The organism is Geobacter metallireducens GS-15 (genome assembly GCF_000012925.1).
Taxonomy (GTDB): domain Bacteria; phylum Desulfobacterota; class Desulfuromonadia; order Geobacterales; family Geobacteraceae; genus Geobacter; species Geobacter metallireducens.
Genome location: NC_007517.1, coordinates 3,687,736 through 3,713,902, shown reverse-complemented (window position 1 = coordinate 3,713,902; position 26,167 = coordinate 3,687,736). Strand labels below are relative to the sequence as shown.

The window sequence follows — 26,167 nt, the reverse complement described above, 5'->3', positions numbered from 1 at the left end:
CGGCCGGCATGTTGTCACTACCTCAGCACCATGGTTTTCTGCTTCAGTATCCCCACGAGCCTGTCGGCAAGATCATTCACTTCCCCCTCGATGACGAGCCCGCCCCCCTTCTTTGCCGGCTGATAGAGTCGCAGGGTTGTTGCATGTCCGTCCACGACGGAGAAATCCGCCACCGGCACCGACAGAATTTCCTTTTTTTTGGCCTTCATGATATTGGGAAGGGTAGGGTAGCGCGGCACGTTGAGCCCCAGCTGGCAGGTGACGACCGCCGGCGTCCGGAGTCGCACGACTGCCTTGGTTCCTCCTTCCAGTTCCCGCCTGGCGCTGATGATGCCGTTGTCGTAGGAGAAACCGACCAGGGTGGAGGCGCAGGGATAGCCGAGGATTTCGGACACCATGATTCCCACCTGGGCGGAGCCCCGGTCCTGGGATTGCATCCCGGTGAGAATGAGGTCAAATTCCTTGTCCCCGGCGAAGGAGGCGATGAGGGAGGCGATCTGCCACGGATCCTTGCGGGACGATTCGGGGTCCCGGATGTGGACTCCCCGGTCGCATCCCATGGCCAGTGCCTTCCTTATGGACTCGCCGACCCGGTCCGGGCCAATGGAGAGGACCGTGATCTCGGGGATGTCCCCCAGCTGTTCCTTGAGCTGGACCGCCTGCTCCACGGCGTACTCGTCGTACTCGTTAAGCCGGAAGGCCAGATCGGATTCTTCGAGCCAGTTTCCGGAGCTGCTTACCCTGAAGCGGGACTCCATGTCGGGTACCTGTTTGATGCAGACCAGTATCTTCATGCTGACCTCCTAGGTGAAGAGCGTTAAGCCTGTTCCGCGGTTGCGGCGTGCCCCCCGGCGGAAGGGGCACGCCGCCGCTGATCAGAAGAAGTAGAATGCCGCAAACCGCGCAATGTTGGCGGTCCCGCTGGTCGCCAATCCCGCCAGGTTGCCGGTGCCGTTGGTGACGTTACCGTACTGGGTGTTGAGGTTCTGGTATTCCACGGCGACCCGTACTGCTGCGTTCAGGTCGTAGGCGATGTTGGCGTAGATATTGGAGTTGGATTTCTCGAAGTTGTTGATGCCGCTGTAGCTGGCATAGTTATAGGCGTTTCTCCGCCCGTAGCCGGCGGTTATTCCGAGGTCCTGGGTGGGATAGAAGATGAGCTGGCCGTAGAAGCCGTACCCCTTGGCGGCGGTCTTGCTGCCGGCGGGGCCGATCACGGTCCCCGCAGTGGCGCCGTTCACGCTCTGGTTGGCCGCCATGTAGAGCTGTCCTTCGAAGGAGGCGGTCATCGCCCGATTCCTGCCGTCCTTGGAGGACAAGAGCGGCACGAAGGTGTAGAAGCCATACCCCCACGTGTCGACGGTCTTGCTGTTATCCCCCACGCTCTGGTTGCCGTAGAGGCCGAAGACGCCGGCGGTCAGGGAGTTCATGGAGAGCCCGTAGTAGCCGGGGGCGACCCCGAGGGCCTTGCTGATCAGCATCGCCTGGCCGGCCACGTTCAGCTTTCCTCCCCACGAATCGCTGTTGGTGCCGGTCTGGGCGTTGGCATCCTGCACCGGGTTCTGCACCCCGAGGACCAGCCGCAGAGCGTTGTCGGAGTTCAGGTTCACCTTCTGGGTTACCCTGACCTGGGGGACACGGGGGTTGTTGGGGGCGCCGGTCTTGTTGCCGGACCCGAAGTCGACCGTGGAGGAGATGGCCGGTCCGAAGATGTCATAGGCCTGGCCCACCAGCACCTGGGTGTTGACCCAGTCGAGGGTGGTGTTGGCGAGCCGCAGCCGCATGTTGGGGCTTTCGTTGGAGGAGCCCCCTCCGCCGTAGAAGTCCGCCTCGATGATGGCGTTGGTTTTGGCGCCGAGGAAGTTCGGTCCGGCGACCTTGAGCCAGAAGCGGGACTGGCGGGCGGTGAAGATGGACTGGTCCTGCCGGCCGGCGGCGGAGCTGCTTTTGGGGATGCCGTTCTGGAGGGTCCCCAGTGCGCCGTTGGACCCCAGGTTCACCGAGTTATAGGCGTAATCGAGCTTGACAAAACCGCCGATGGAGAGATTGAATTTGCTGGTGACCGGCGACGCCATCTTGCCGTAGATGCCCGGGGCCACCTCGCACGAGGGCTCGAAATCGCAGTTATAGGCCGGTGTGGTGGCCTGGGGTACCTCCTGGGCTAGGGCCGGCGCGGCCAACATCATTACTGCTGCAACCGAAACAGATGTTTTCTTGATCATTAATTCCTCCTTCACAATTCCCAGAAAAAATTGACAACAACCCTCCAGCCACCGTTACCCGTAGCCCGCAGCGCACCTCCTCTTCCCCGCTCCTCCGGAGAGTCAGCGGATCTTGTCACCGCCGAAAGCCGCGTTTCATTCCACCCTCACCAAGTCGTTCACCCGCGCCTCTCCTCCCTGATCGAGGGTTCCGCAGGCGCCGGAGCCGACCGGATCGGTAATCGTCACCGTCCCCACCACGTTGCCCGGCACAAAGCCGATCCCTTCAACGACACTCCCGCCGCGATACAGCCGCAGCTTCACTCCCGGCTTGATGCCGGCGTTCCGGTCGGTGTTAAAGCAGACTCTCTCCTTTTCCACTGAGACCACCCGGTTGTATCTGGCATAGGATCGGCTTTCTTCCGCTCTCGCCGGCGGCGAAGAAATCTCACCGGAACCCCGTGTCGCCGCTTCATACCCTTTCTTAACCAGTTCCCCTCCACGGGGAATGCCGTTATCCACATAGCGCTTCGGGACCCAGATGGTGGCAGGGGCGGAGGGAGACATGGTGGCGGCCGGGTTGTCGACCTCCACGTACTCCTCGGTTGGGGCGGGAACGGGACGGCTTCCCGCGCACCCCGCGAGGAGAAGGAGGACAAGGATTACGGCCAGGGGACATGCTTTCATTGAGTTGCTCCTTTCCCGTCGGGGATTGCGCGGTTACAGGGCCATCGTTCCTACGTCGGCGGGCACGGCAAGCGACGCTTCCGTTGCCCGGACCACATCGTCGACGCTCACCTCCGGTGCCAGTTCCCGGAGGATGAGACCGTCGCCAGTGACATCCATCACTGCCAGGTCGGTGATGATCCGGTTCACTACTCCCTTGCCGGTGAGGGGGAGGGTGCACTGCTTCAGGATCTTGGACTGCCCCCCCTTGCTGCAGTGCTCCATGACCACCACGATCTTCTTCGCCCCGTGGACCAGGTCCATGGCTCCCCCCATTCCCTTCACCATCTTTCCGGGGATCATCCAGTTCGCCAGGTCGCCGGAGTCCGAAACCTCCATCCCCCCGAGGATGGCCAGGTCGATGTGCCCACCCCGGATCATGGCGAAGGAGTCGGAACTGCTGAAGATGCAGGCGCCGGGAATCATGGTGATGGTCTCCTTGCCGGCATTGATCAGCTCCGGGTCCACCTCGTCCTCGCGGGGGGACGGGCCGATCCCCAGGAGGCCGTTCTCCGACTGCAGGACCACGTGACAGGCAGGGGGGATGTAGTTCGCAACCATGGTGGGGATGCCGATCCCCAGGTTCACGTAAAAGCCGTCTTCAACCTCCTGTGCTGCCCGCTGGGCCAGCTGTTCCCGTGTCAAAGCCATTGTTTCTCTCCTTTCAATCAAGCCCGGACAGTCCGCCGCTCGATCCGCTTCTCGTAGTTGCCACACAGCACGATTCGCTGCACATAGACGCCGGGTGTGTGAATGAAAGCCGGGTCCAACTCTCCGGGGTCCAGAAGATCCTCAACCTCGGCGATGGTGACCTTTGCCGCCGTGGCCATCATGGGATTGAAGTTGCGGGAGGTCTTGTTGTAGATGAGGTTCCCCATCCAGTCCCCCTTCCACGCCTTCACCAGGGCGAAGTCGGCCACAAGGCCTGTCTCCAGGAGGTACTCCCGGCCGTTGAAGCTCCGCACCTCGCGCCCCTCGGCCAGGGGGGTGCCGACGCCGGCCGGGGTGTAGAAAGCCGGGATTCCCGCGCCGCCGGCCCTGATCCGTTCCGCTAGAGTCCCCTGGGGGGTAAGCTCCACCTCCAGCTCGCCGGAGAGGAACTGGCGCTCGAATTCCTTGTTTTCCCCCACGTAGGAGGAGACCATCTTCCTGATTTGCCGGTTCTGGAGCAGAATTCCCAAGCCGAAGTCATCCACCCCGCAGTTGTTGGAGATGACGGTCAAATTCTTCACCCCCTTTTCCCGGAGCCCGAGGATCAGCTTCTCGGGGATTCCCACCAGGCCGAACCCGCCGACCATGAGGGTTGCCCCGTCCTGGATCCCCTCCAGGGCCTTTTCTATGGACGATTGAACTTTCATTGCACGTTCTCCCTTTCTCCCGGAGGACTTCGTTATGACTCCCGCAGGGTAAATTCCCAGGCACACCAGAAATAGTCGGGGTGCGGGTCGGGGGGGCAGGCGATGCAGCGGGTTTCGATCCTGGGGTCCACGGTCCGGGCGAATTCGGCGTATTCCACGATTCCCACCGACTTGCAGGGGAAGTCCGGAAGCCCCTTCCGCTTGCGGGCCGACTGGACCCGGCAGTCCACCATCATGAAGACGGCACGGGTGTCGGTCGCTTCATCCATCTGCTGGAGGTTCAGGCGGGCGTAGAGACGGTGCTTCAGGCACTCGACCAAAGCGGGAATTCCTCCCCCCGGTTCGATGCCGAGGCGCGCCATGATCCTCTGGGCCTCGATGACGGTGAACTTCCGCCACGCCTCGCGGTCGGCGTCCATGGCCGCGTCCATGCCATGGGTAGCTTCGATGGCCTGGAACCAGAGGCCGTCGTGGGCCAGCCAGTTTTTGGCGCTGTCGACGATGATGTCGACCAATTGGTCCTTGTTCAGGTCGTAGAGGAGGCGTACCCCCTCGTCGAGGATTATGCTTTTCGGGGGCATGAAGCCGGGTGCGCAACAGGTGTCGGACATGTCTCTCTCCTTTGGTAAAGGTGGCACCGCGCGCCGGGCGAAGGAGGCGCCCCTCCCGGCGCGCGGTGCGGTCCCAGGCCTTGGGACTCGGAATATTCCTCGGCGTATCTTCCGAATCCCTACCAGGTCCCGGGCCATTTCTTTAAATTCGGTTCATCCGCCGGGCTTCAGCCGTCAGTTCCTCACGGAAGTCGGGGTGGGCGATATTGATAAGGTTGAGGGCACGCTGCCGGGCGGTCTGGCCGCGAAGCTTCGCCACCCCGAACTCGGTCACCACGTAATCGACGTCGTTCTTGTTGGTGGTGACCGCCGCTCCCGGCTTGAGGGTCGGTACGATGCTCGACACCGTTCCGTTCTTGGCGGTGGCGGCGGTGGTGATGAAGCTTTTCCCTCCGCGAGAGATGTTGGCCCCCCGGACGAAGTCGGCTTGGCCGCCGGTGCCGCTCCACTGGACGTGGCCCAGGGATTCGGAGCAGCACTGTCCCAGGAGGTCCACCTCAATAGTGGCGTTGATGGCCACCACCTTGTCGTTCTGGCCGATGTTGTAGGGGTTGTTGGTGAAGTCCACGGGGTGCATCTCAATCATGGGGTTCTCGTTCATGAACTCGTAAAGCCGCTTGGTTCCCAGGGCGAAGGTGCCGAGGGTCTTCCCCGGCAGGAGGTTCTTTTTAGAGTTGTTCACCGCTCCGCTGAACATGAGGTCCACCATGCCGTCGGTGATCATCTCGGTGTGAATTCCCAGATCTCGCTTTTTCAGGAGCGCCTTGCAGACTGCGTTGGGAATGCCGCCGATGCCGAGCTGCAGGGTGGAGCCGTCCTCGATGAGTTCGGCGATGTAGCCGCCAATCGCCTCCTCGATGGGGGTGATGGGAGGAATGGCCAGTTCGACGATGGGGTCGTTGGTTTCGATGATGAAGTCCACGTCGGATATGTGGATGTGGCAGTTGCCGTGGGTGCGGGGGGCATTGGGGTTCACCTGCACCACCACCCGGTTCGCCTTCTTGACCGCCTCCATGGTGTAGGCCACCGAGAGGCTGCAGGTGAAGAAGCCGTGCTCGTCCATGGGGGAAACCACGGTTCCCGCGATATCAACGGGCCAGTATTCCCGCAGGAGCTTGGGCACCTCGTGGAAGTAGTTGGGGACGAAGTCGGCCCAGCCGTTCTGGACCGCCTTGCGGGAGACGTGGCTCGTGAACCAGGAGTTGACCCGGATATGGGGAGTGGACTCCTCGGTGAGGTAGTCGGGGCAGAGGTGGTGCTGCTGGTTTACCACCACCCTTTCGAGCTCATGTTTGCGGGCTGCAAGGGCCTTGACGAAGAGAGTCGGCTCTCCGGCGCAGATGGGGAAGCAGAGATGGTCCCCCGATTTGACGGTGGCCGCCACCTCTTCGGCGGTGGAGAGCTTCTGCTGATATTCCTGTTCGTATCGGGATACGGCCAATGCTGCATTATTCATGGTCAATCCTCCTGTATTGTTTTAGTTCAGGCGTTTGCCGTCGTCGTTATCTGGTGTGGAGAGCACCCCATGGCCCGAGCCACACGGGAGCCCGACGGGCGGCCCAAGTGGCCGGAGATGTAGTTTCCGGCGGCCATGAGGTGTTCCAGGTCGACCCCGGTCTCGATGCCGAGGCCGTTCAGCATGTAAAGAAGATCCTCGCTGGCAACGTTGCCCGAGGCGCCGGCGGCGTAAGGACAGCCGCCGAGGCCGGCCACGGAGCTGTCGACGGTGGCGATGCCCCGTTCGAGGACTGCCAGGATGTTGGCCAGGGCCTGGCCGTAGGTATCGTGGAAATGGACTGCCAGTTTCTCCCGCGGCACCAGTCTCGACACCACATCCACCATGGTCTGCGCCCGGCCGGGGGTGCCCACGCCGATGGTGTCGCCAAGAGATATCTCGTAGCAGCCGAGCTGCAGGAGCTGCCCTGCCACCCCTGCCACCACGTCGAAGCTCACCTCACCCTCGTAGGGGCAGCCGAGGACGCAGGAGACATACCCCCGCACCCGCAACCCCTGGACCCTGGCCACGGTGATGACCTCGGCGAAGCGTTCCAGACTCTCGGCAATGGAGCAGTTGATGTTCTTTCGGGAGAAGGACTCCGAGGCGGCGGCGAATATGGCGATTTCGGCCGCGCCGGCGGCAATGGCCGCTTCCAGCCCCTTTCGGTTAGGGACGAGAACCGGATAGGCGACACCCTCCCGGCGGGCGATTCCGGTCATGACCTGGGCGTTGTCGGCCATCTGGGGGACCCAGGTGGGAGAGACGAAGCTCGTGACCTCGATCGCCGGAAGCCCCGCCTCCGACAGCTTATCGATAAGGGCGATCTTTACCTCGGCCGGGATGATCGCCTTCTCGTTCTGGAGACCGTCCCGGGGCCCCACCTCCACCATCTTCACCCGCGTCGGCATTGGCATCTCAGACCCCCTCTTCGTCGGCAAGGGCCAGAAGTTCCGCCCCATCGCTCACCAGGGAGCCGACGGTGAAGTTGAGCCGGGCCACGAGTCCGTCCCGGGGGGCGGCGATGGTGTGCTCCATCTTCATGGCCTCCAGGATCATGAGGGGGCGCCCCTTTTCCACCCGCTCCCCCGGTTCCACCATGACCGCCACAACTTTTCCCGGCATTGGGGCGGTGAGTCTGCCGCCGGCACCCTCCTCGTCGCCGGAGAGGGCGTAGGGGTTATGGATGGCCAGAGTATGGCTCCGCCCTCCCTTCATGATGGTGAGGGTGGCGCCGTGGCGAACCACGGTGGCCTTAACCCGTGCCCCACCCAGATCGGCCAGAATATCTCCGGCTGCATCCAGCTCGCCCCGGACAAGGAGATCTCCCCCCGGCAGGGCAAGGAGATACCCCTCTGCGCGGTAGTGGACCGTGATCGTCACGACCTTTTCCCCGTCCAGGAAGTGGAGGTCGTGGTGGTTGTCGAAGTTGAGGCGCCAGCCGCTGGTCTGGTGCCACGGGGAATAGGGATCGGCGGAGGCGAGGGCCGTCCGCTTCGCCTCGGCGGCCCGGCGCAGGAGCACGTCGAGGGAGGCGAGGGCCAGGGTCCGGTCCGATGCCAGGCTGGGATCGGGGAAGAGGTCGGTCCGGTGCCGCTCGATAAAGCCGGTGTCCAGGTCTGCGGCGGCAAAGGCGGGGTGTGCCGCTACGCTCCCGAGGAAGCCGATGTTGGTGGTAACCCCGACCACCTGATAGTCGGCCAGGGCCTTCTGAAGTCGGCGCAGTGCCCCGGCCCGGTCGGTGTCCCAGACGATCAGTTTGGCAATCATGGGGTCATAGTAGATGCTCACCTCCCCCCCCTGGCCCACGCCGGTGTCGATCCGGACGTTGGCGCTTTCGGCGGGGGTGCGGAGATGGGCCAGCCGGCCGATGGAGGGGAGAAAGTCCTTGGCCGGGTCTTCGGCGTAGATGCGGGCCTCGATGGCGTGGCCGCCAATGGCGAGATCCTTCTGCCGGCAGGGGAGGGGGGCGCCGGCCGCCACCTGGAGCTGCCACTCAACCAGGTCCTGGCCGGTGATCATCTCGGTCACGGGGTGCTCAACCTGGAGGCGGGTGTTCATCTCCATGAAGTAGAAGGAGCCGTCTTCGTCCAGAAGAAACTCCACGGTTCCCGCCCCCACGTAGCCGATGGCGCTGGCCGCGGCTACCGCCGCCTCCCCCATCTTCTTGCGGAGGGCAGGCTTCATGCCGGGGGCCGGTGCCTCCTCCAGCACCTTCTGGTGGCGGCGCTGGATGGAGCAGTCGCGTTCGAAGAGGTGCACCGCGTTGCCGTGGGTATCGGCGAAAACCTGGATCTCCACGTGGCGGGGCTTGGTGAGGTATTTTTCGAGGAGCACCCGGTCATCGCCGAAGGAGGCCTGGGCCTCCCGCTTGGCCGAGGCGAGGGCATCGGGAAACTCCACTGCCTCCCGCACGGCCCGCATCCCTTTGCCGCCACCGCCGGCACTCGCCTTGATGAGGACCGGGAAACCAATCCGCTTCGCTTCCCGCCCCAGAAACTCCGGATCCTGGTTCTCGCCGTGGTAGCCGGGAACCAGGGGGACGCCGGCCTTCTCCATGATCTCCTTGGCGGCGCTCTTGGAGCCCATGGCGCGAATCGCCCCGGTGGGGGGGCCGATGAATACGACACCGGCCTTGGCGCAGGCTTCTGCAAATTCAGCGTTTTCGGAAAGGAAGCCATAGCCGGGGTGAATGGCTTGGGCGCCGCTCCTGGCCGCCACCTCCAGGATGACGTCACCTCTCAGGTAGCTTTCCCGGGCAGGGGCCAGGCCAATGTGGTACGCCTCGTCGGCCATGGTCACGTGAAGGGCGTCGGCGTCGGTGTCGGAGTAGACGGCCACGGTGCGGATGCCGAGGCGGCGGGCGGTGCTGATGACGCGGCAGGCAATTTCGCCCCGGTTTGCAATGAGAATCGTATCGAACATGGTATCTATCCTTTCACCCAGCGAGGTTTTCTTTTTTCCAGGAAGGCGGAGAGCCCCTCTTTCCCCTCGGCGGAGGCGCGGGTGTCGGCGATCCGTTCGGCGGTGTCGCGTATCATCGCCTCGTCGATGGGGCCGGAGGCGACCCGGGCCACGAGCTCCTTGGCGGCGGCCATGGCCCGGGGACCGTTGAGGAGAAGAGTTGCGGCAAGGCGTTCCACGGCGGCGGGAAGCTCCTCCTCCGTCGTCACCTCGTGGACGAGACCGAGGCCGCGGGCCTCGGCGGCGTCGAATATCTCGGCGCTCTGGAAGTAGCGGCGCGCGGCCCGGGGACCTAGTGCCTCCACCACGTAGGGGGAGATGACCGCCGGGATGAGCCCCAGTTTCACCTCCGAGAGGCAGAAGGTGGCCCGCCGGCTGGCGATGGCCACGTCGCAGCAGGCCACAAGCCCCACCCCCCCGCCAAAGGCGGCCCCCTGGACCTGGGCGATAGTCGGCTTCTTCAGGGTGGCCAGGGTCCGCATCAGCTCGGCCAGCACCTGGGCGTCGGTAAGGTTTTCCTCCCGGGTGTAGTCGGCCATGCGGCGCATCCAGGAGAGGTCCGCCCCGGCGGAGAAGCTTCGGCCCGAGGCGGCGAGGATCACGACCCGCACGCTGTCGTCCGCTTCGAGCCGCCGCAGTTCCGCGGTGAGGGCGGCGATGAGGAGATCGTCAAAGGCGTTGTGGAGCTCGGGCCGGTTCATGGTGAGGGTCGCCACGCCCCGGTCGTCGATCTGGGTCAGGATGGTTTCAGTGGTCATTGTTCTGTGTCCTTTGGTCTTCCGGTGAACGTGGATTTTTCGCAAGGTCAAGGCGATCTAGGAATTGCGCGGAGGCGTAGCAGCGCTACGTCGCACAAGCAAATTCCGAAGATAAACGCAGAGATTGCGGAAAAGCCGCGTTCACTTACATCCGGAAGACGCCGAAATCGGTCTTCATGGGCGGTGCGTTGAGGGTCGCCGAGATGCCGAGCCCCAACACCATCCGGGTGTCGGCCGGGTCGATGATTCCGTCGTCCCAGAGCCGGGCGCTGGCATAGTAGGGGTGCCCCTGGGTCTCGTACTGCTCTCGGATGGGTCTCCTGAATTCCTCTTCCTCGTCGGCGGGCCAGGTTTTCCCCTGGGCCTCTATTCCGTCTCGCTTTACCTGGGCCAGGACGCTGGCCGCCTGCTCTCCCCCCATGACCGAGATCCGGGCATTGGGCCACATCCAGAGGAAGCGCGGCGAGTAGGCCCGGCCGCACATGCCATAGTTGCCGGCTCCATAGCTTCCGCCGATGATGACCGTGAACTTGGGGACCTTGGCGCAGGCCACGGCGGTCACCATTTTGGCCCCGTCCTTGGCGATCCCCCCCGATTCGTACTTGCTTCCCACCATGAAGCCGGTGATGTTCTGGAGGAAGATGAGGGGGATCCCCCGCTGGCTGCAGAGCTCGACGAAATGGGCCCCTTTGAGGGCCGACTCGGAGAAGAGAATTCCGTTGTTGGCCACGATCCCCACCGGGTAGCCAAAGATGTGGGCGAAGCCGCAGACGAGCGTGGTGCCATAGAGTTGCTTGAATTCGTCGAACTCCGAGCCGTCCACGATGCGGGCGATAACCTCCCGCACGTCATAGGGCTTGCGAGTGTCGGTGGGGATGACGCCGTAGAGCTCAGCCGGGTTGTAGAGAGGGCCTGCCGGCTCCCGGAGGGCGAGCTCGGGGCGCTTGACGCGGTTCAGGTTTGATACGATCCGGCGGGCCACCTCCAGGGCGTGGCCGTCGTTGGCGGCATAGTGGTCGGTGACGCCGGAGGTGCGGCAGTGGACGTCGGCGCCACCCAGGTCCTCGGCGCTCACCACCTCGCCGGTAGCCGCCTTCACCAGGGGGGGGCCGCCCAGGAAGATGGTCCCCTGGCACCGGACGATGACGCTCTCGTCGGACATGGCCGGGACATAGGCCCCGCCGGCGGTGCAGGAGCCCATCACCACGGCAATCTGGGGAATTCCTTTGCCCGACATGTTCGCCTGGTTGTAAAAGATCCGGCCGAAGTGATCCCGGTCGGGGAAGACCTCGTCCTGCTGGGGGAGGTTGGCTCCGCCGGAATCCACCAGGTAGATGCAGGGGAGGTGGTTCGCCTCGGCAATCTCCTGGGCCCGCAGGTGTTTTTTGACCGTGCTGGGAAAGTAACTCCCCCCCTTGACCGTGGCGTCATTGGCAACGATCATGCACTCCCGGCCCGAGACTCGGCCGATGCCGGTGATGACGCCGCCGGAGGCGACGTCACCACTGTACATTCCCCAGGCAGCTAGCTGTGACAGCTCCAGGAAGGGGGAACCCACGTCCAGGAGCTGGCGGATACGCTCCCGCGGAAGGAGCTTTCCCCGCTCAACGTGCTTGGCGCGAGCCTTTTCGCCGCCACCCAGCTTGATCTGGGCGACCTTGTCCTCCAGGTCGGCCACCAGCCCCCTCATCACGTCGGCATTGGTGCGGAACTCTTCGGTAGTTGTGTTGATGGAACTTTTCAGTACGCTCATGGCGGGTTGGTCTCCTCGTCGTTTCTGCGTGTTCAGGCGTCTGCCGCCGCTTCCTCAGGCGTGGACCGTTTCCTCGAACAGTTCGCGGCCGATGAGCATTCTGCGGATTTCGCTGGTGCCGGCGCCGATCTCGTAGAGCTTGGCGTCCCGCAGGAGGCGACCGGTGGGGTACTCGTTGATGTAACCGTTGCCGCCGAGGCACTGGATCGCCTCCAGGGCCATCCAGGTGGCCTTTTCCGCTGCGTAGAGGATGGCGCCGGCGCAGTCCTTGCGGCTTGTTTCGCCACGGGTGCAGGCGTTGGCGACGGCGTAGACGTAGGCCCGGGAGGCGTTCAGGGTGGTGTACATGTCGGCGATCTTCCCCTGCATGAGTTGGAACTGGCCGATGGGCTGATCGAACTGCTTCCGCTCGTGGAGGTAGGGGACGACCACGTCCATGCAGGCCTGCATGATCCCCAGCGGACCGGAGGCCAAGACCGCCCGCTCGTAGTCGAGGCCGCTCATGAGTACGTTGACCCCCCGGCCCACGCCGCCGAGGATGTTTTCTTCGGGTACCTCACAGTTTTCGAAGACCAGCTCGCAGGTGTCGGAGCCCCTCATCCCGAGCTTGTCCAGCTTCTGGGCCGTGGAAAACCCCTTGAATCCCTTCTCGATGAGGAAGGCGGTAATGCCGCGGGGGCCCGCGTTCATGTCGGTCTTGGCGTAGACCACCAGGGTGTCGGCGTGGGGGCCGTTGGTGATCCACATCTTGTTGCCGTTAAGAATGAAGCGGTCTCCTTTTTTGTCGGCCCGCAGGCGCATGCTGACCACGTCGGAGCCGGCGCCGGGCTCGCTCATTGCCAGGGCGCCCACGTGCTCGCCGCTGATGAGTTTGGGGAGGTACTTCCGCCTTTGGGACTCGTTGCCGTTGCGGAAGATCTGGTTGACGCAGAGGTTTGAGTGGGCGCCGTAGGCCAGCCCCACCGAGGCCGAAGCCCGGGAGAGCTCCTCCATGGCGATGACGTGCTCCAGGTACCCCATGGCGGCGCCGCCGTACTCCTCGGAAACAGTGACCCCTAGGAGCCCCAGTTGCCCCATCTTGGGCCAGAGGTCCATGGGGAAGTGGTTGTCCCGGTCGATGTCGGTGGCACGCGGCGTGATCTCCTTAGCTGCAAACTCCTTTACCGTTTCCCTGAGGATGCTGCTGGTCTCGCCGAGATCGAAATTAAGAGTTGGATATGCTTTCATCGTTGCTCCCTCCTGTGTTTTTTTCGGAAATGGCGCCCTCTTATGAGAGAAGAGGGTTGCATGCCTGATTTCCGTGTGTGTGCTATTTACGCAAAGGTAAAGCAATGGCAATGCCAAACACTGTTTGTAGGCAATTGTTTGAGCGCTTATATTTGTAACAGTCTGTAAATATTTGATAAATAAAAAGTGAGCTAGCGAGGGTGGGTGTTGGTGGTAATGGTTGCAGTGTAAATAAAGGTAAACAGTGTTTTGACTGGTTTTGCCCGTTGTGCCAAAAACCTTCAATTATTATGCAGTTAACAAACGGTTTTACTGAAATTTACAGAGTCTACAAAAGTAGACATCGCATGGAACAAATAAATAACATCAATGCATATTGTGAAAAATAATATGACAAAAAGAAGAGCACACAGATAATTATCCGTGTGCTCTTGTGTGTGATGTGAATTGAATGTTATGGCTATGACATATTATAAATATTTTGGTACATAATTAGTGATCTATTGCCTCGGCAATACCAATTCCGGTATTTTGACGTACATAGATTTCGTCGAACATCTCTTCGGCACGGCGATCCCTGAAGGCCAGGCAGCCGATGATGGCGGCCAGGAAGCCGAGGGGGACAGAGACGATGCCGGGGTTCTTCAGCGGGAAGAGCGGATTGTCCAGCCCCATGATCGACTTGCCGTCCTTGTTCTTGGTGTAGTCGGTTCGTGCCTTGTTCAGGGCGTTCAGATCCTTCTCCGCCAGGATCTCGCCGGTCGCCTGCTTTTTCTCCAGGGTATCAATCACATTCTTGGCATCGGCTGCGATTTTTTTCGGGTAGGTCATGTTGGGAGAGACCAGCACGAGGCCAATTGCGGCAATGGTGCCGACCACAATGCCCGAGACGATCCCCGCTGTGTTGAACTTGCGCCAGAAGAGCGAGAGGATGATGACCGGGAAGTTACCCGATGCGGCCACGGCAAAGGCAAGGGCCACCAGGGCGACGATATTCTCCTTTTCGGCGGCGATTCCCAGCCAGATGGCGGCCGTGCCCACCACAAGCGAAGTGATGCGGGCGGTCAGGACCTGTTCCTTCTGGTCGGCCTTGCCGTTTTTTACGATGTTTACGTAGATGTCGTGGGCAATGGCGGCGGAGGCCGCAAGCACCAGCCCCGAGACGACGGCCAGGATGGTGGCGAAGGCCACCGCACAGACGAAGGCGAGGAATAGGTCGCCGCCAATGGAGCCTTCACCCCCGCCCAGGTACTGGGCAAGCAGGAGGGTCGCCATGTTGCCACCTTTGTCCATGGCTGCGACCTTCTGGGGGGTGATGTGGATGGCGGCGCCGAAGCCGAGGAAGGTAGTCATGATGAAAAAGGCACCCATAAGGAAAACCGAGACCCGGATCGACTTACGCGCCTCTTTGGCGTTGGGCACCGTGAAGAAGCGCATCATGATATGAGGGAGGCCGGCGGCTCCCAGAACCCAAGCGAGGCCCAGCGATATCTGGTCGAGGGGATTCTTCAGGAAGAGGCCTGGCTGGAGGAAGCGCCTGCCGTAATCGAATCCAGGCTCGGGGAGCGGATGCTTGAGCACGGCGATCCTGACATGATCCTGAACAGCGCCGCTGTTGACCACGTCTGCAAAGAGGCGCAGGGGGTTCATCCCCGCCTTGACCGCCACCAATATCGACAGAAGCACCGCAGCGGACAGAAGGAGAGACGCTTTAATGATCTGTACCCAGGTAGTGGCCTTCATGCCGCCGAACACCACATAGATAATGAGGAGTGTGCCGACGCCGATGACCGACACCTTGTAGGGGATGTCCAACAGGAGCTGCATCAGTTTGCCGGCGCCCACCATCTGGGCCAGGAGATAAAAGGTGGAAACCGCCACGGTGGAGATGGCCGCCGCGGCCCGGACCGGCTTCGGGGAGGCCCGGAAGCAGAGGATGTCACCCATGGTGTACTTACCGGCGTTGCGGAGCGGTTCAGCCATGAGGAGGAGAATGGTCACGAAGCCGAGGATCGGTCCGGTGGAGTAGAGAAACCCGTCGATCCCGTAGAGAGAGATGAGTCCCGACATGCCCAGGAACGAGGCAGCCGAGACCACGTCGCCGGTGATGGCCCAACCGTTCTGCAGGCCGGTGATGCCGCCGCCGGCTGTGTAGTAGTCGGCAGCGGTCTGGGTCTTCCTGGCTGCCCAGACCACGACCCCCAGGGTGGCGAGGACGATGAGGGCAAACATGCTGAGGGTGATGGCCTTGTTGGTCTTGATCTTGGCGGGCGCGCCGGCTGCGGGGGCGGCAGTGCTCTTGGCCGTCGCGGCCGCCGCGGATGCCATAGGGGCTGGCGCCGGGGCCGCCGCGGAAACGGCGGAGGTCTGGGAGGGTGTCGCTTGCTTGGCTGGTTCGGCTGCGACGGCTGCGCCCCCCATGAGAAGTGCTGCAATACAAAATGGAGCCAATCGTTTCATCATACCCTCCTATCCGATTTGCTTGACAAGCTCCTGGGTGAGCCTGTCGAAGTCCCTGTCGGCAACCCTGCCGTAGTGAATGGCAATGCCGAAGCTTACGACGAACTGGGCAAGGGCCAGGAGGTAGCCGACGTTTATGTTGCCGATGATTTCAAGGCCGAAGAATCCGGGAGTGTATCCCGCTCCAAGGAGGAGCAGGAAGTAGAATCCGGCAGAAAATGCCCACCAGCCGTAGAGAAAAACCATCTTTTTCCGGTGGAGTTCCACGAATCTGGGATGATTGGCTATTTTGGTCCAGTTATGCTGATCTGCTGCCATGGTCACCGCTCCTTTTCCAAGTGTATTGGTATTGCCGACTCAATTCCCCATCCGTTCCGCACAAACGTTTCGTTCTCCTTTCCCGTTACTTCGCATAGCCGAATCTAAGAGAAAGCACCTCAGCACCCTCCATGAGGGACGGTGCAATTTCCTTCTCGATGCGGTCCCTAAGCATTCTGACCGACGGGCCGAGCACCGTCAGGGCGCAAACAATTTTTCCGGTATAGTCTCGTACCGCCGTTGCCGCGCTGCTGGTTCCCCCCCCCTCGTCAATGGCAACACCGTGTTTTCTGATGACTTCAAGTTCACCGATGATCGCCTCCAGATCCACGGAGCGCTGACGCCCGCGCTTCCCTCCCAGGAGTTTTTCCAGCAGATCCCGTGATTGGAGCGACCGGATTGCCTTGCCGGCGCTGGTGGCCAGGGAGGGGAACCGCTTGCCGACAAGGGAGCCGGAACCTTCTACCCCGGCACAATCGGCAACATCGAGAAATATCACGTCGTCGTCCTTCAGGACCGACAGGTAGACCGCCTCTCCGTGTCTTCTCGCCAGTTCATTCAGCACCGGCCGTGCGTGGCCGATTATGTTCACGTTGTCCAAAAGACGTCGAGCCAGGTCCGCAGCCGCGGTGCCGAGGCGGTATGAGCCATGCTTGTCCTTTTCCACGAGTTCTCGGGACTCAAGGGTAGCGAGGAGGCGAAACGCCTTATTGCGGCTAATGCCGAGCCGCGACGAGATGGTGGCCACAGAGTGGATCGGAGTGTCTTCGGTCAGTGTTTCCAGCAGTGCGATGACGTGTTCCACTGATCCTGTCTGGTGAAGTGAGAGATCCTGTTTCATGTATTCGCCTCGGCATCATTGTGGGGAGAATGAAGCTCATTCCGTTGACGTTAAAACAAAGCAATTCAAATACCAAACATCGTTTTTAGTTTGGCTTGTCGTGCGTTTTGTGGGTAGTCGCCTGAAATTAATGAAAAAATCAGGCTGACTCCTGGCAGGGGGGCGGTAACCGGAGGGGTGAGGCTGTGTAAACAAAGGTAAGCAGTGGAGGCTGCCAAAAGGGGGGTGTGTGCCGTAAGCCGTGTAAGTATAGATAGTTAGACGTAGTTTACAGCTAGATACACATGATGCTTTAGTTTACAGTGTTGATTAAAGCCTTGGTCAATCTGAAAGCCTGTCTGTCGTTTGAAAAGGTTTGAAATGTAGGGCTTCGGATGTGTGAAATGAATAGAACGTTATTGTATGGCCATTGAATGGCAATTCGGCGACGGTATACTCATATACGTCTTATGTTTTTTCCAGTGAGGGGTACTTCTGGAGCTTTTTGTAGAGACCTGGGCGGGATATGCCGAGGAGTTGAGCGGCGTGGAGCTTGTTGCCGTTGCAGATTTCAAGGGCTTTTTCCAGGATTACCCGTTCAAGGTCGTCCATCATATCACTAATGTTTTTCTTTCCCAGGTGCTGTCGAATGTAACTTTCCAGATCCTCTCCAGGCGCAAACTCATGGGGCAGCGTGGAATGTGGGCAGAGTTGGGCGAGACGGATTGGGAGGTTTTCTTTGGTGATGAGAGGGCCGCTTACTGCATTGAAGGCGCTTTCGAGCACGTTGCGAAGCTCGCGGATATTGCCGGGCCAGTTGTGGTGCTTGAGGACCTCCCACGCTTCACTGTCGATTCCCTGGACGGAGAGGCCGAATTCAGCGTTGAAATGATCAATGAAATTTTTCGTGATGATGTAGATGTCTTCCATTCTGTCCTTCAGCGCAGGAATGGTAAGGGCGACCACATTAAGCCGATAATAGAGGTCCTCCCTGAATTTCCCTTCGCTGACCAACTGTTCGAGGTTGCTGTTGGTTGCCGCCACGACTCGCACATCAACTACCTTTGGGACGGTGCTTCCCAAGGGGACCAGTTCCCGCTCTTGAAGAACTCGGAGAAGTTTTGCCTGCATGGCAAGGGGCATGTCACCGATCTCGTCAAGAAAGATGGTGCCGGTGTCGGCCAGCTCGAACTTGCCGACCTGCCCTCCTTTTTTGGCCCCGGTAAAGGCCCCGTCCGCGTAACCGAAGAGTTCCGATTCCAGGAGGTGGTCAGGGATGGCGGCGCAGTTCACCTTGACGAAGGGGGCGTAGCGTCGTGTGCTGGCAGCGTGGATGGCATGGGCGCAGAGTTCCTTCCCCGTCCCGCTCTCTCCCCTCAAGAGAACGTTGGAGTTCTTGGGGGCTACCCTGAGAAGGGTCTCCTTCAGTTCGGCGATTTTGGCGCTCTGCCCCACAATGCTGTCAATGTCGTATTTGAAAAGGGAACCTTTTTCCGCAATTGCTCTCGCGGGAGTTTTTTTCTCTCGGGCACTCTGCAGCCGATTCGCGAGGAGTGAGATCTCGCGGACATCCTTGAAAAGAATCTTTCCCACGCAACCGATCACTTTCCCCTGCTTGATAAGAGGGTAGCGGCTGGCAAAGACCTCTTTGCCGTTCATGTAGTGGGAGCTGATCTCCGGTTTGCCGGTTTCCATCACGACCGGCATCCGGGAGGGTTGTGAATTATGATAAGCCTGATGGACATGCTTGCCGATCATGGTCTGCGGGGTGGCGTCGAGCACCTCGGCAAAGGACTGGTTTACCATTACGACCGTGCCGTTGCGGTCGAGGATGATGATGCCGTGATAGTCGAGGTCCATGAAAGCGCCGGCAGAGCGAAGAAGTTCCTTGAGGTCGTCCGAAGAGCCGTCGGTCTCCTTGGGGAGTACGCCGAGTACCGTCAATACTCCGCCGACAATCCTGTCATCCTCCACGATGGGGACGTAATCGCAGGCGAGACGCCGGTCACCGGCAACGATGACCTGATTGCTGAAGCTGATGCCGTTGTGCATCAGTTTGCCCAGGTTCGCCAAGTCGACTATCCCGTCGATTCTCCGTCCCAGAAGAGATTCGGGAGGGCTTCCGATCAGGCTTCCGGAGGTTTCGTCCAGGGAGACGATCCCCAGTTCGGCGTCAAGTCGGATAATTCCAGCCTCCCCGGCCTTTTTGTGCATATTTTCAGAAGCGCCGTTTCTCTCCATTATTTCCTCTTGATCCATGACAACCTGTTTTCCGTTTCGAGGTTCACCTGCCTGCATAGACGGGAGCCCTTTTTTCGAGGAAGGCATTGATGGCCTCTCGGTGATCGTCGGTATGGTGCGCCATCCCTTGGAAACAGGCGCACAGATCGAGGAAATCGGCCAGATCTCCCCGCTGGGCATGTTTCATAAGCCGCTTGGTCATGCGTACGGCATGGGGGGATTTGCTGGCGATGCGGCTCGCCAGCTCATGAGACCGTGGTATGAGCTGGGTCGGTTCGGTCACCTCCAGAAATATCCCAAGCTTCAGCGCTTCTGTGGCATCCACTAGACGCCCTGTAAAGGTAAGTTCAGCTGCCCGCTGATACCCCACAAGCCGTTGGAGGAACCAAGCCCCCCCGTCGCCGGGGATGATACCTAGATTGATGAAGGTCTCACCGACAACTGCTTCCGATGAGCCGATGCGAATGTCGCACATGCAGGCGAGATCGAATCCTGCGCCAATGGCGGGGCCGTTCACCGACGCAATAAGGGGAATCTCTGCCCGTTCCATGGCCAGAGGAATCCGCTGGATCCCGCGACGGTATTGATCCTGGATGGTCATGGAAGAGCCGCTGAAGATTCCCTGCCGGTCCCTCATCTCCTTCACGTTGCCACCGCTAGAAAATGCTGCTCCCTCGCCGGTCATTACCAGCACCGATACCTCCGGTGTCCGGTTGGCCCAATCGAGGGTCGCTAGGATGTCATCCACCAGGGTGGTTCCCGTCAGGGCGTTGCGCACGTCGTTACGGCAAAAAGTAAGGAGCGCCACTCGCTCTGAAAGTTCAAGGGTCGCATCGGTCAGTTGTGGCATTGCCATTGTCATTCTTCTCCCTGCTGGAATTCCTTGACAAGTTCGTCGGTCGAGTGGCCGAATTTGTTGTCGACTTCCCGGTTGCAGATGATGTCACAAATAAAGCCGCCATGAACTAGGAAAGGATGAATAGAAAGCCCCAATTAACCACGCAGATGATCAGATCTTGTTGCTCCGCCAAGCAGGCAGAAATACCTTTCCTTCCGTTTCAGTTCCAGCCATTAGGGTTTCTCGCGACCAAGATACGGTTGCATCTACTGGTAAGTGTTGCTTGGTTTTAAGTTTACGTTTCACGGCTGCTTATGTAATGCGGCGCTGTGACTTGGTGTGTTGGCGGTAACGGACATACATTAACATTTGGGCGGAACTTACATACATTTTACGTGCATGTCAATTGCATTTAAAACGGCTTTATATATATTCATTAGCGATTCAATAATGGAAAAGCTCATTGTTGAAAATCCTGTGGAGTCAGCAACCTTTAACAGGTTGTTGAAAAACTAAACCTTTTTGATTCAATAGGTTAGCGAACTGTGCTATATTTTTACGCGTAACAATCTGAATTTACAGGAGAAAAGTTATGCGCGGCGCCGAGACAAAAACCGAAGCTCTGTTCTGTTATCTCTCCCCTGAGTCGTACGTCCCGAAGGACCACCCCTTGCGGTCGATCAGGGCGATGGTGGATAAGGCCCTTGCAGAGCTCAGCCCGCAATTCGAGGCCATGTACTCCCACACCGGCCGGCCCTCGATTCCTCCTGAGCAGTTGCTTAAAGCACTTCTGCTTCAGGCGCTGTACACCATCAGGAGTAACCGTCTGCTGGTGGAGCAGATCAGCTACAGCATCCTGTTCCGCTGGTTTGTGGGATTGGCCCTGGACGAGAAGGTCTGGGACCACTCCTCGTTTTCCACCAACCTGGAGCGGTTGATCGATACCGACGTGGCACGGCTGCTCTTGGCAAAAGTAGTTGAGCAGGCCCGAAGGGCAAAGCTGTTGTCCGACGAGCACTTCAGCGTTGACGGCACCCTCATCGAGGCGTGGGCTTCTATCAAGAGCTTTCGGCCCAAGGATGGACCAAAGCCTCCAGTGGGTCGTAACACGGAGCGTGATTTCCACGGCGAAAAGCTCAAAAACGACACCCATGCCTCCACCACCGATCCGGATGCGCGGATTGCCAGGAGAAGCTCGGGCAAAGAGGCGAAGCTCAGTTACCACGGGCACGCTCTCATGGAGAACCGCAACGGGATCATCGTCGATGCCAGAATCACCCACGCAACCGGTACCGCTGAGCGGGATACCGCAGTCGAGATGATCGCAGACGTCGCCGGTAACAAGCGGATCACCATGGGCGGCGACAAGGGCTACGACACCAAAGAGTGCGTCAAAGATCTGCGAGCACTCAAGGTAACCCCTCACATTGCTCAGAACACCGCTAACCGCCGCTCAGCCATCGATGGCAGGACTACCCGCCACGAAGGCTACAAAACCAGCCTGAGGATTCGCAAGCGGATCGAAGAGGCCTTCGGCTGGCTCAAGACTGTCGGCAATCTCCGCAAGACCCGGCATCGGGGAATAGCGAAAGTCGACTGGTGTTAGCGGCAATGTAAAAATGACCCACCTCGGAAATTGAAAATTGACCCACTCTTCCTGATAACCTAGCCGACCTGGAGGGTCGGCATGATCGGAAAGGAAGAGTGTATGGAAGTCAGAATTCTCAAGAAACAGGGCAAAAGCATCCGGGAGATCTCGCGGATCACCGGGCTATGCCGAAACACGGTCAGGAAGTTCCTCAGATCAACGGCCGATCCCAGATACAAAGAACGGGCGAAGCGGCCGGGGAAGCTAGATCCATTTAAAGCCTTTCTCGAAGAGCGGGTGAAGGCGGCGCTGCCACACCGGATTCCTGCTCCGGTGCTTGCTCGGGAAATTGCCAGCTTTGGCTACGATGGCTGCGAGCGCACCGTAAGAACGTTTTTGGCGACACTTTACTCCCGTGTCACTCCGGAGCCGGTTGTCCGGTTTGAAACGGAGCCCGGCAAGCAGATGCAAGCCGACTGGTGCGAATTGCGCAGGGGTAAACACCCATTGTACGCGTTCGTTGGAACCCTTGGTTTCAGCCGCGATTCGTTCGTCGTCTTCACCACCAGCCAGGCCTTTGATGTCCTTCGTGAGTGCCATGAGATGGCATTTTCCTTCTTCGGCGGCGTCCCGCGTGAAGTGCTCTATGACAACATGAAGACTGTGGTTCTGGAGCGAAACGCCTTCGGCGAGGGCAAGCACCGCTTCCACTCCGGCCTGTGGGACACAGCCAAGCATTTCGGGTTTATCCCCCGGCTGTGCAAGCCGTACCGCGCCAAGACCAAGGGAAAGGTCGAGCGGTTCAACCGCTACCTGCGGTACAGCTTCTACTATCCGCTGGTCTCGCGCCTTAAGCAGGCAGGATTAACTCTCGATGTCGCGACCGCCAACATCGAGGTCCGTAACTGGCTTAATGACGTAGCCAACTGCCGAATCCATGGCGAGACCAGCGAGCGCCCCTGCGATCGTCTCAAGATCGAGCGCGCGGCAATGTCGCCGCTGCCGCCAAGGGTTAAGGTTGAGCAGGGCAAGCCGGAAGTCATCACTCCCATGCCGTGGCCGGTGATCCCACTTCAGCGCCCCGCCTCCTTCTATGATCAGATCCTTCAGGAGGGGCGGCTATGAGCGACATCCAGCACCAGCGTATGGTCACCCTCTGCGACGACTTGAAGTTTCTGGCGGTGACCGATGTGTACGCCGACCTTGCCGATGCTGCGGCAAAGCAGGAGTCGTCATACATCGACTATCTCGAGCAGGTACTCAAGGCCGAGAACGACGTCCGGCAGGGGCGCTCGCGCCACACCATGGCAAAGCTCGCGGGCTTTCCCGCGATCAAGACCCTTGAGGATTATGACTTCGATTTTGCCACCGGCGCCCCGAAGCAGCGAATCCTGGACCTATCGGCAATGGCGTTTCTGGAGCGTCGGGAGAATGTAATCCTGCTCGGTCCCAGCGGTACCGGCAAGACTCACCTCGCCATTGCCCTCGGCTACCGGGCAACCCAGTGCGGCGTGAAGGTGCGCTTCATTTCCGCTGCGGACCTGATGCTGCAACTCGAAAGCGCCCAGCGCCAGGGGCGGTACAAGGAAGTAATGCGGCGCAGTGTCCTGGGGCCGAGACTACTCATCATCGACGAGATTGGATACCTTCCGTTCAGCGAAACACAGGCAAACCTGTTCTTTCAGGTGATCGCCAAAAGGTACGAAACAGGTTCCGTCATCCTCACCTCGAACCTGAGCTTTGGGGAATGGGAACAGGCTTTCGGCGGCAACACGGCACTCACATCAGCAATGCTCGACCGGTTGCTGCACCACGCCCATGTCATTCAGATCAGGGGTGACAGCTACCGATTGAAAGAGAAGCGCCGAGCTGGCATTCTCGGGCAGCAACTGCCGACACCCCAGATGGATGATTAACCCAGGAAGGTGGGTCATTTTTCAATTGCCGATCAACCGGTAAAGTGGGTCAATTTTCGATTGCCGTTGACAACTGGTACTTCACCATGGCCATTGCGGCATACAATCTGGTCCGGCTGCGCAATCTCGGGACGAAAACGGCATAATCAGGGGAATAATGCGACTCTTGGTCGCAAAGCCCGCCCGAAAAGGCCAAATCAAGGTAAAAAGCAAAGTTTCAAAGAACGAATAGGGCGAGATCAATGCAACTATCGGCCTAAAATGATCTCCTTGAAGGGGATTGCCCTGGAAATGAAGGAGTTTTACAACGGCCTGTTAAAAGCCCCGTGCCGGCCAGACACGAGGCTTTTGTTTTTTTCTGGGTTGCCATCCATTTTATTTCATCCTATTCCTTCCTTATCTACGTCACAGAAGGCAACGAAGCGGCAACAGTTGTTGCCAGAAAAGAACAAAGGGCCTACAGCATTAGCTGTAAGCCCTTGTTATTATTGGTGGAGATGAACGGGATCGAACCGTCGACCTATGCGTTGCGAACGCATCGCTCTCCCAGCTGAGCTACATCCCCGTTATTGAATTGTAAATGCTCCTGTTTAGACAAACACAACATCGTGTTTATACCGTAAACTGATTCTCTTGAAAAGGGCAAAGTTAGGGGGATACCGGGATGACGACGGTGAATTCAGCTCCTCCGGTCTCGCGGTTTTTAACCGTGATGGTGCCTCCATGGGCCGTTATGATCTTGTGGGCGATAGCCAGACCGAGGCCGGTCCCTTTTTCCTTCGTGGTGAAGAAGGGGCTGAAGAGGGTATGGATATGTTCAAGGAGAATCCCTGCTCCTGTGTCGGAAACCTTGACTGAGACGGCTCGGCTTCCGTCGATCTGGGCGGGGAGGGACTCGATTTCCAGGACGCCCCCAGGCTCCATGACGTCATTGGCGTTGCTGAACAGGTTGATGAAAACGTGGCGGATCTGCTGGTAGTCGCCCAGGACCGAGGGGAGGCGCGATGCCAGGATTTTTTCAACCTTAATTCCTTTTTCCTCGATGGGGAGAGCGACCACCGAGAGGGCGTCTTCGATAATCTGGTTAATGCTGCACCGGCTGTAGCAGATGGTCGTCTTCTTCGAGAAGAAGAGGATGTCGGTCAGCATGGTTTCCAGATGCTGGACTTCACGGGTGATGAGATCCGCGTATTGCCATTCCTCGGTATCGGCGGGGAATCTCCTTTTCAGCCGTCCCGCAAAGCCCCCTACCGAAACGAGAGGGTTCTTGATCTCGTGGGCGATTCCGGCGGCCATCTGGCCGATGGCAGCCAGTTTCTCCCCCTGCAGGAGGCGCTCCTGGGTCTCGTGGAGATTGCGGTTGGTTTCTTCGAGCCGGTTGTAGAGGATGGAGTTTTCCGCCGCCATTCCCGCCTGGTTGGTGAACAGTTGCAGCAGATTGAGTTCATCGGGGGTGATGGGGCGTCCGCTGGTGCAGTTGTCGACGACGATGGCGCCGATGACCTGATTGTGGGCGATGAGTGGGGCGATGGCGAATGGGGTACCGCCGAACTTCCGGTTGAAGGATCGGTCAATGGGGGATTCGCGACGGGGGGCGCGGACAAGGACCAGCTGCCTGTCGAGCACTGCCTTGGAGATGTGGTTCTGGGTGCTGTCCAGGGGAAGCCGCGTCGCCTTGACAAGTCTGCAAAATTCGGTTTGCTGTAGGAGGGCAATCTCTTCGTCTGATACGTTCAGGGAATCCGGCGTGGGGGCGGGTGGCAGGTCCGCCGGCGGTTCAGGTCCCCCGGCCCGGGCGATGCCGGTCATTCCCTGGAGGATCTCGGTCCGTTCGTTGGCCAGAAAGAGCATGGCACGGTCGAAAACAGGGGGGGTCCCCGACGTGATGGCTGAAAGAATCAGGTGCACGAGTCGGTTCAGCTTGATGGTGGAGAGCATCGCGTTGCTGATGCGGTAGAGGAAAGAAAACTCCTCAAGCCGCTTGTTCATGTCATCGCGGGAGCGCTTGCGGCGGATAATGCCGGCGGCCTCGATCAAGAGGACCTGCAGAAGTTCGAGATCCTCCCCGTCGAGAAGGGTGGTGTCGGGGAGGCCGATGGTCAGGACCCCCAGCAGTCGCTCTCCGTCGATGATGGGGTGGGCATGTACTTGGTGTTCGGTGCCCAGGGAGGGCTCGTGGGGGTGCAATGACGAGATTCCGCGGTAGATTGGTCTGGCATGCGCCGCGCATCGTCCTGCAACTCCCTTGCCGAAGGGGATAATGCAATCGCTGATTTCGTCGGGGAGGAGAGTGGATATCTTTCGGTGGAGCAGGTGGTCTCTCTCGTCGGCCAGGTAGATGGTCGCCGATGAGCAGTGGAAGGCTTCGGTAATGAGGTGCGCGAAGGCTTTCAGCCGGACATGGTGAGGGTGTTCGGTGGAGTTGGCTATCCGAATCGCATTGCTGGCTATCTTGAATTGATTCTGAGCAGCCATCCGGACTCCGGGGCACGGGTAGATGCTACGGGGAGTAAGCGGGACGAAAGGATAAGATTACGGGTGTTTTTCTTTCCGCTCCTGCTCCATTTTGCAGTCAATGCAGAGGGTGGTGACCGGACGGGCCTTGAGGCGCGCCTCGCTGATATCCTCTCCACAGACCTCGCAGGTGCCGAAGCTGCCGTCCTCGATCCGTTCGAGGGCCTCCCGGATCTTGTTGATGAGCTTGCGCTCCCGATCCCTGATGCGGAGCTCGAAGTTGCGGTCTGACTCCTGGGTTGCCCGGTCGGTGGGGTCGGGGAAGCTGGTGGAGTCGACGGTCATTTCCGAGACGGTTTTTCCCGCCTCTTCCTGGAGCGATCGGATCTCATCGTTGAGGATCGATCTGAAATATTCGAGCTTCTCCTTGTCCATGCCG

General features: G+C 59.7%; 22 protein-coding genes, 1 tRNA gene and 1 pseudogene. 4 read left to right on the top strand and 20 right to left on the bottom strand.

Going from position 1 to position 26,167, the window contains the following annotated elements:
• Positions 1–17 precede the first annotated feature (17 nt).
• The 17 genes from GMET_RS16540 to GMET_RS16460 form a co-directional block, all read right to left on the bottom strand.
• Positions 18–794: an electron transfer flavoprotein subunit beta/FixA family protein gene (locus GMET_RS16540; RefSeq protein ID WP_004512524.1), complete on the bottom strand. Its 777-nt coding sequence runs from the start codon at positions 792–794 to the stop codon at positions 18–20.
• A gap of 81 nt (positions 795–875) precedes the next feature.
• Positions 876–2,222 (bottom strand): hypothetical protein, encoded by a 1,347-nt coding sequence (locus GMET_RS16535; protein ID WP_004512523.1) that lies wholly within the window; start codon positions 2,220–2,222, stop codon positions 876–878.
• A gap of 135 nt (positions 2,223–2,357) precedes the next feature.
• Entirely contained in the window at positions 2,358–2,888 is a 531-nt protein-coding gene (locus GMET_RS16530; RefSeq protein ID WP_004512522.1) for a hypothetical protein, read from the bottom strand.
• 33 nt (positions 2,889–2,921) lie between these two features.
• Positions 2,922–3,578 (bottom strand): CoA transferase subunit B, encoded by a 657-nt coding sequence (locus GMET_RS16525; protein WP_004512521.1) that lies wholly within the window; start codon positions 3,576–3,578, stop codon positions 2,922–2,924.
• A gap of 17 nt (positions 3,579–3,595) precedes the next feature.
• Positions 3,596–4,285 carry a CoA transferase subunit A gene (locus GMET_RS16520; RefSeq protein ID WP_004512520.1) on the bottom strand — a complete coding sequence of 230 codons (690 nt, stop codon included), beginning with the start codon at positions 4,283–4,285 and terminating at the stop codon, positions 3,596–3,598.
• 32 nt (positions 4,286–4,317) lie between these two features.
• Complete coding sequence (locus GMET_RS16515; protein ID WP_004512519.1) at positions 4,318–4,896, bottom strand: DUF6125 family protein; 579 nt, start codon at positions 4,894–4,896, stop codon at positions 4,318–4,320.
• A gap of 142 nt (positions 4,897–5,038) precedes the next feature.
• On the bottom strand, positions 5,039–6,352 hold the full coding sequence (locus GMET_RS16510) for an acetyl-CoA hydrolase/transferase family protein (protein WP_004512518.1): 1,314 nt from the start codon (positions 6,350–6,352) through the stop codon (positions 5,039–5,041).
• 26 nt (positions 6,353–6,378) lie between these two features.
• Positions 6,379–7,308: a hydroxymethylglutaryl-CoA lyase gene (locus GMET_RS16505; protein ID WP_004512517.1), complete on the bottom strand. Its 930-nt coding sequence runs from the start codon at positions 7,306–7,308 to the stop codon at positions 6,379–6,381.
• Position 7,309: 1 nt separating this feature from the next.
• Positions 7,310–9,316 carry an acetyl/propionyl/methylcrotonyl-CoA carboxylase subunit alpha gene (locus tag GMET_RS16500; protein WP_004512516.1) on the bottom strand — a complete coding sequence of 669 codons (2,007 nt, stop codon included), beginning with the start codon at positions 9,314–9,316 and terminating at the stop codon, positions 7,310–7,312.
• A gap of 5 nt (positions 9,317–9,321) precedes the next feature.
• Entirely contained in the window at positions 9,322–10,113 is a 792-nt protein-coding gene (locus tag GMET_RS16495; protein WP_011366176.1) for an enoyl-CoA hydratase/isomerase family protein, read from the bottom strand.
• Positions 10,114–10,258: 145 nt separating this feature from the next.
• Positions 10,259–11,866 carry a carboxyl transferase domain-containing protein gene (locus tag GMET_RS16490; protein ID WP_004512513.1) on the bottom strand — a complete coding sequence of 536 codons (1,608 nt, stop codon included), beginning with the start codon at positions 11,864–11,866 and terminating at the stop codon, positions 10,259–10,261.
• A gap of 54 nt (positions 11,867–11,920) precedes the next feature.
• On the bottom strand, positions 11,921–13,093 hold the full coding sequence (locus GMET_RS16485; RefSeq protein ID WP_004512512.1) for an isovaleryl-CoA dehydrogenase: 1,173 nt from the start codon (positions 13,091–13,093) through the stop codon (positions 11,921–11,923).
• A 492-nt stretch (positions 13,094–13,585) separates the two neighbouring features.
• Positions 13,586–15,553, bottom strand: coding sequence for a solute symporter family protein (locus GMET_RS16480; protein ID WP_004512511.1), 1,968 nt, complete (start codon positions 15,551–15,553; stop codon positions 13,586–13,588).
• A 9-nt stretch (positions 15,554–15,562) separates the two neighbouring features.
• Positions 15,563–15,871, bottom strand: a complete 309-nt coding sequence (locus GMET_RS16475; RefSeq protein WP_004512510.1) for a DUF485 domain-containing protein — start codon at positions 15,869–15,871, stop codon at positions 15,563–15,565.
• 85 nt (positions 15,872–15,956) lie between these two features.
• On the bottom strand, positions 15,957–16,712 hold the full coding sequence (locus GMET_RS16470) for an IclR family transcriptional regulator (protein ID WP_004512509.1): 756 nt from the start codon (positions 16,710–16,712) through the stop codon (positions 15,957–15,959).
• A gap of 447 nt (positions 16,713–17,159) precedes the next feature.
• Positions 17,160–18,932 (bottom strand): sigma-54 interaction domain-containing protein, encoded by a 1,773-nt coding sequence (locus GMET_RS16465; RefSeq protein WP_004512508.1) that lies wholly within the window; start codon positions 18,930–18,932, stop codon positions 17,160–17,162.
• Positions 18,933–18,975: 43 nt separating this feature from the next.
• Positions 18,976–19,788: an enoyl-CoA hydratase-related protein gene (locus GMET_RS16460; RefSeq protein ID WP_004512507.1), complete on the bottom strand. Its 813-nt coding sequence runs from the start codon at positions 19,786–19,788 to the stop codon at positions 18,976–18,978.
• 574 nt (positions 19,789–20,362) lie between these two features.
• On the opposite strand from GMET_RS16460, the gene GMET_RS16455 reads away from it, so the two are divergent.
• The 4 genes and pseudogenes from GMET_RS16455 to GMET_RS19310 form a co-directional block, all read left to right on the top strand.
• Positions 20,363–21,376, top strand: coding sequence for an IS5 family transposase (locus GMET_RS16455; protein WP_148206087.1), 1,014 nt, complete (start codon positions 20,363–20,365; stop codon positions 21,374–21,376).
• Positions 21,377–21,457: 81 nt separating this feature from the next.
• Positions 21,458–22,483, top strand: a complete 1,026-nt coding sequence (gene istA, locus GMET_RS16450) for an IS21-like element ISGme4 family transposase (protein ID WP_004514801.1) — start codon at positions 21,458–21,460, stop codon at positions 22,481–22,483.
• The gene (istB, locus tag GMET_RS16445; protein WP_004514800.1) at positions 22,480–23,274 is read left to right on the top strand and encodes an IS21-like element ISGme4 family helper ATPase IstB; all 795 of its coding nucleotides are present in this window, start codon (positions 22,480–22,482) and stop codon (positions 23,272–23,274) included. The genes istA and istB overlap by 4 nt, the downstream gene beginning before the upstream one ends.
• Before the next feature lie 23 nt (positions 23,275–23,297).
• Positions 23,298–23,420: pseudogene (locus tag GMET_RS19310) on the top strand (IS5/IS1182 family transposase); the annotation flags it as partial.
• A gap of 343 nt (positions 23,421–23,763) precedes the next feature.
• Here the strand turns inward: GMET_RS19310 and GMET_RS16440 are convergent.
• The 3 genes from GMET_RS16440 to dksA all read right to left on the bottom strand — a co-directional run bounded on the left by GMET_RS16440 (position 23,764) and on the right by dksA (position 26,163).
• A tRNA-Ala gene (locus GMET_RS16440) sits at positions 23,764–23,839 on the bottom strand.
• Positions 23,840–23,922: 83 nt separating this feature from the next.
• A complete protein-coding gene (locus GMET_RS16435) occupies positions 23,923–25,749 on the bottom strand; it encodes an ATP-binding protein (RefSeq protein ID WP_004512717.1) in 1,827 nt (608 codons plus the stop codon).
• Positions 25,750–25,806: 57 nt separating this feature from the next.
• Complete coding sequence (gene dksA, locus GMET_RS16430) at positions 25,807–26,163, bottom strand: RNA polymerase-binding protein DksA (RefSeq protein WP_004512716.1); 357 nt, start codon at positions 26,161–26,163, stop codon at positions 25,807–25,809.
• Positions 26,164–26,167: the final 4 nt, after the last annotated feature.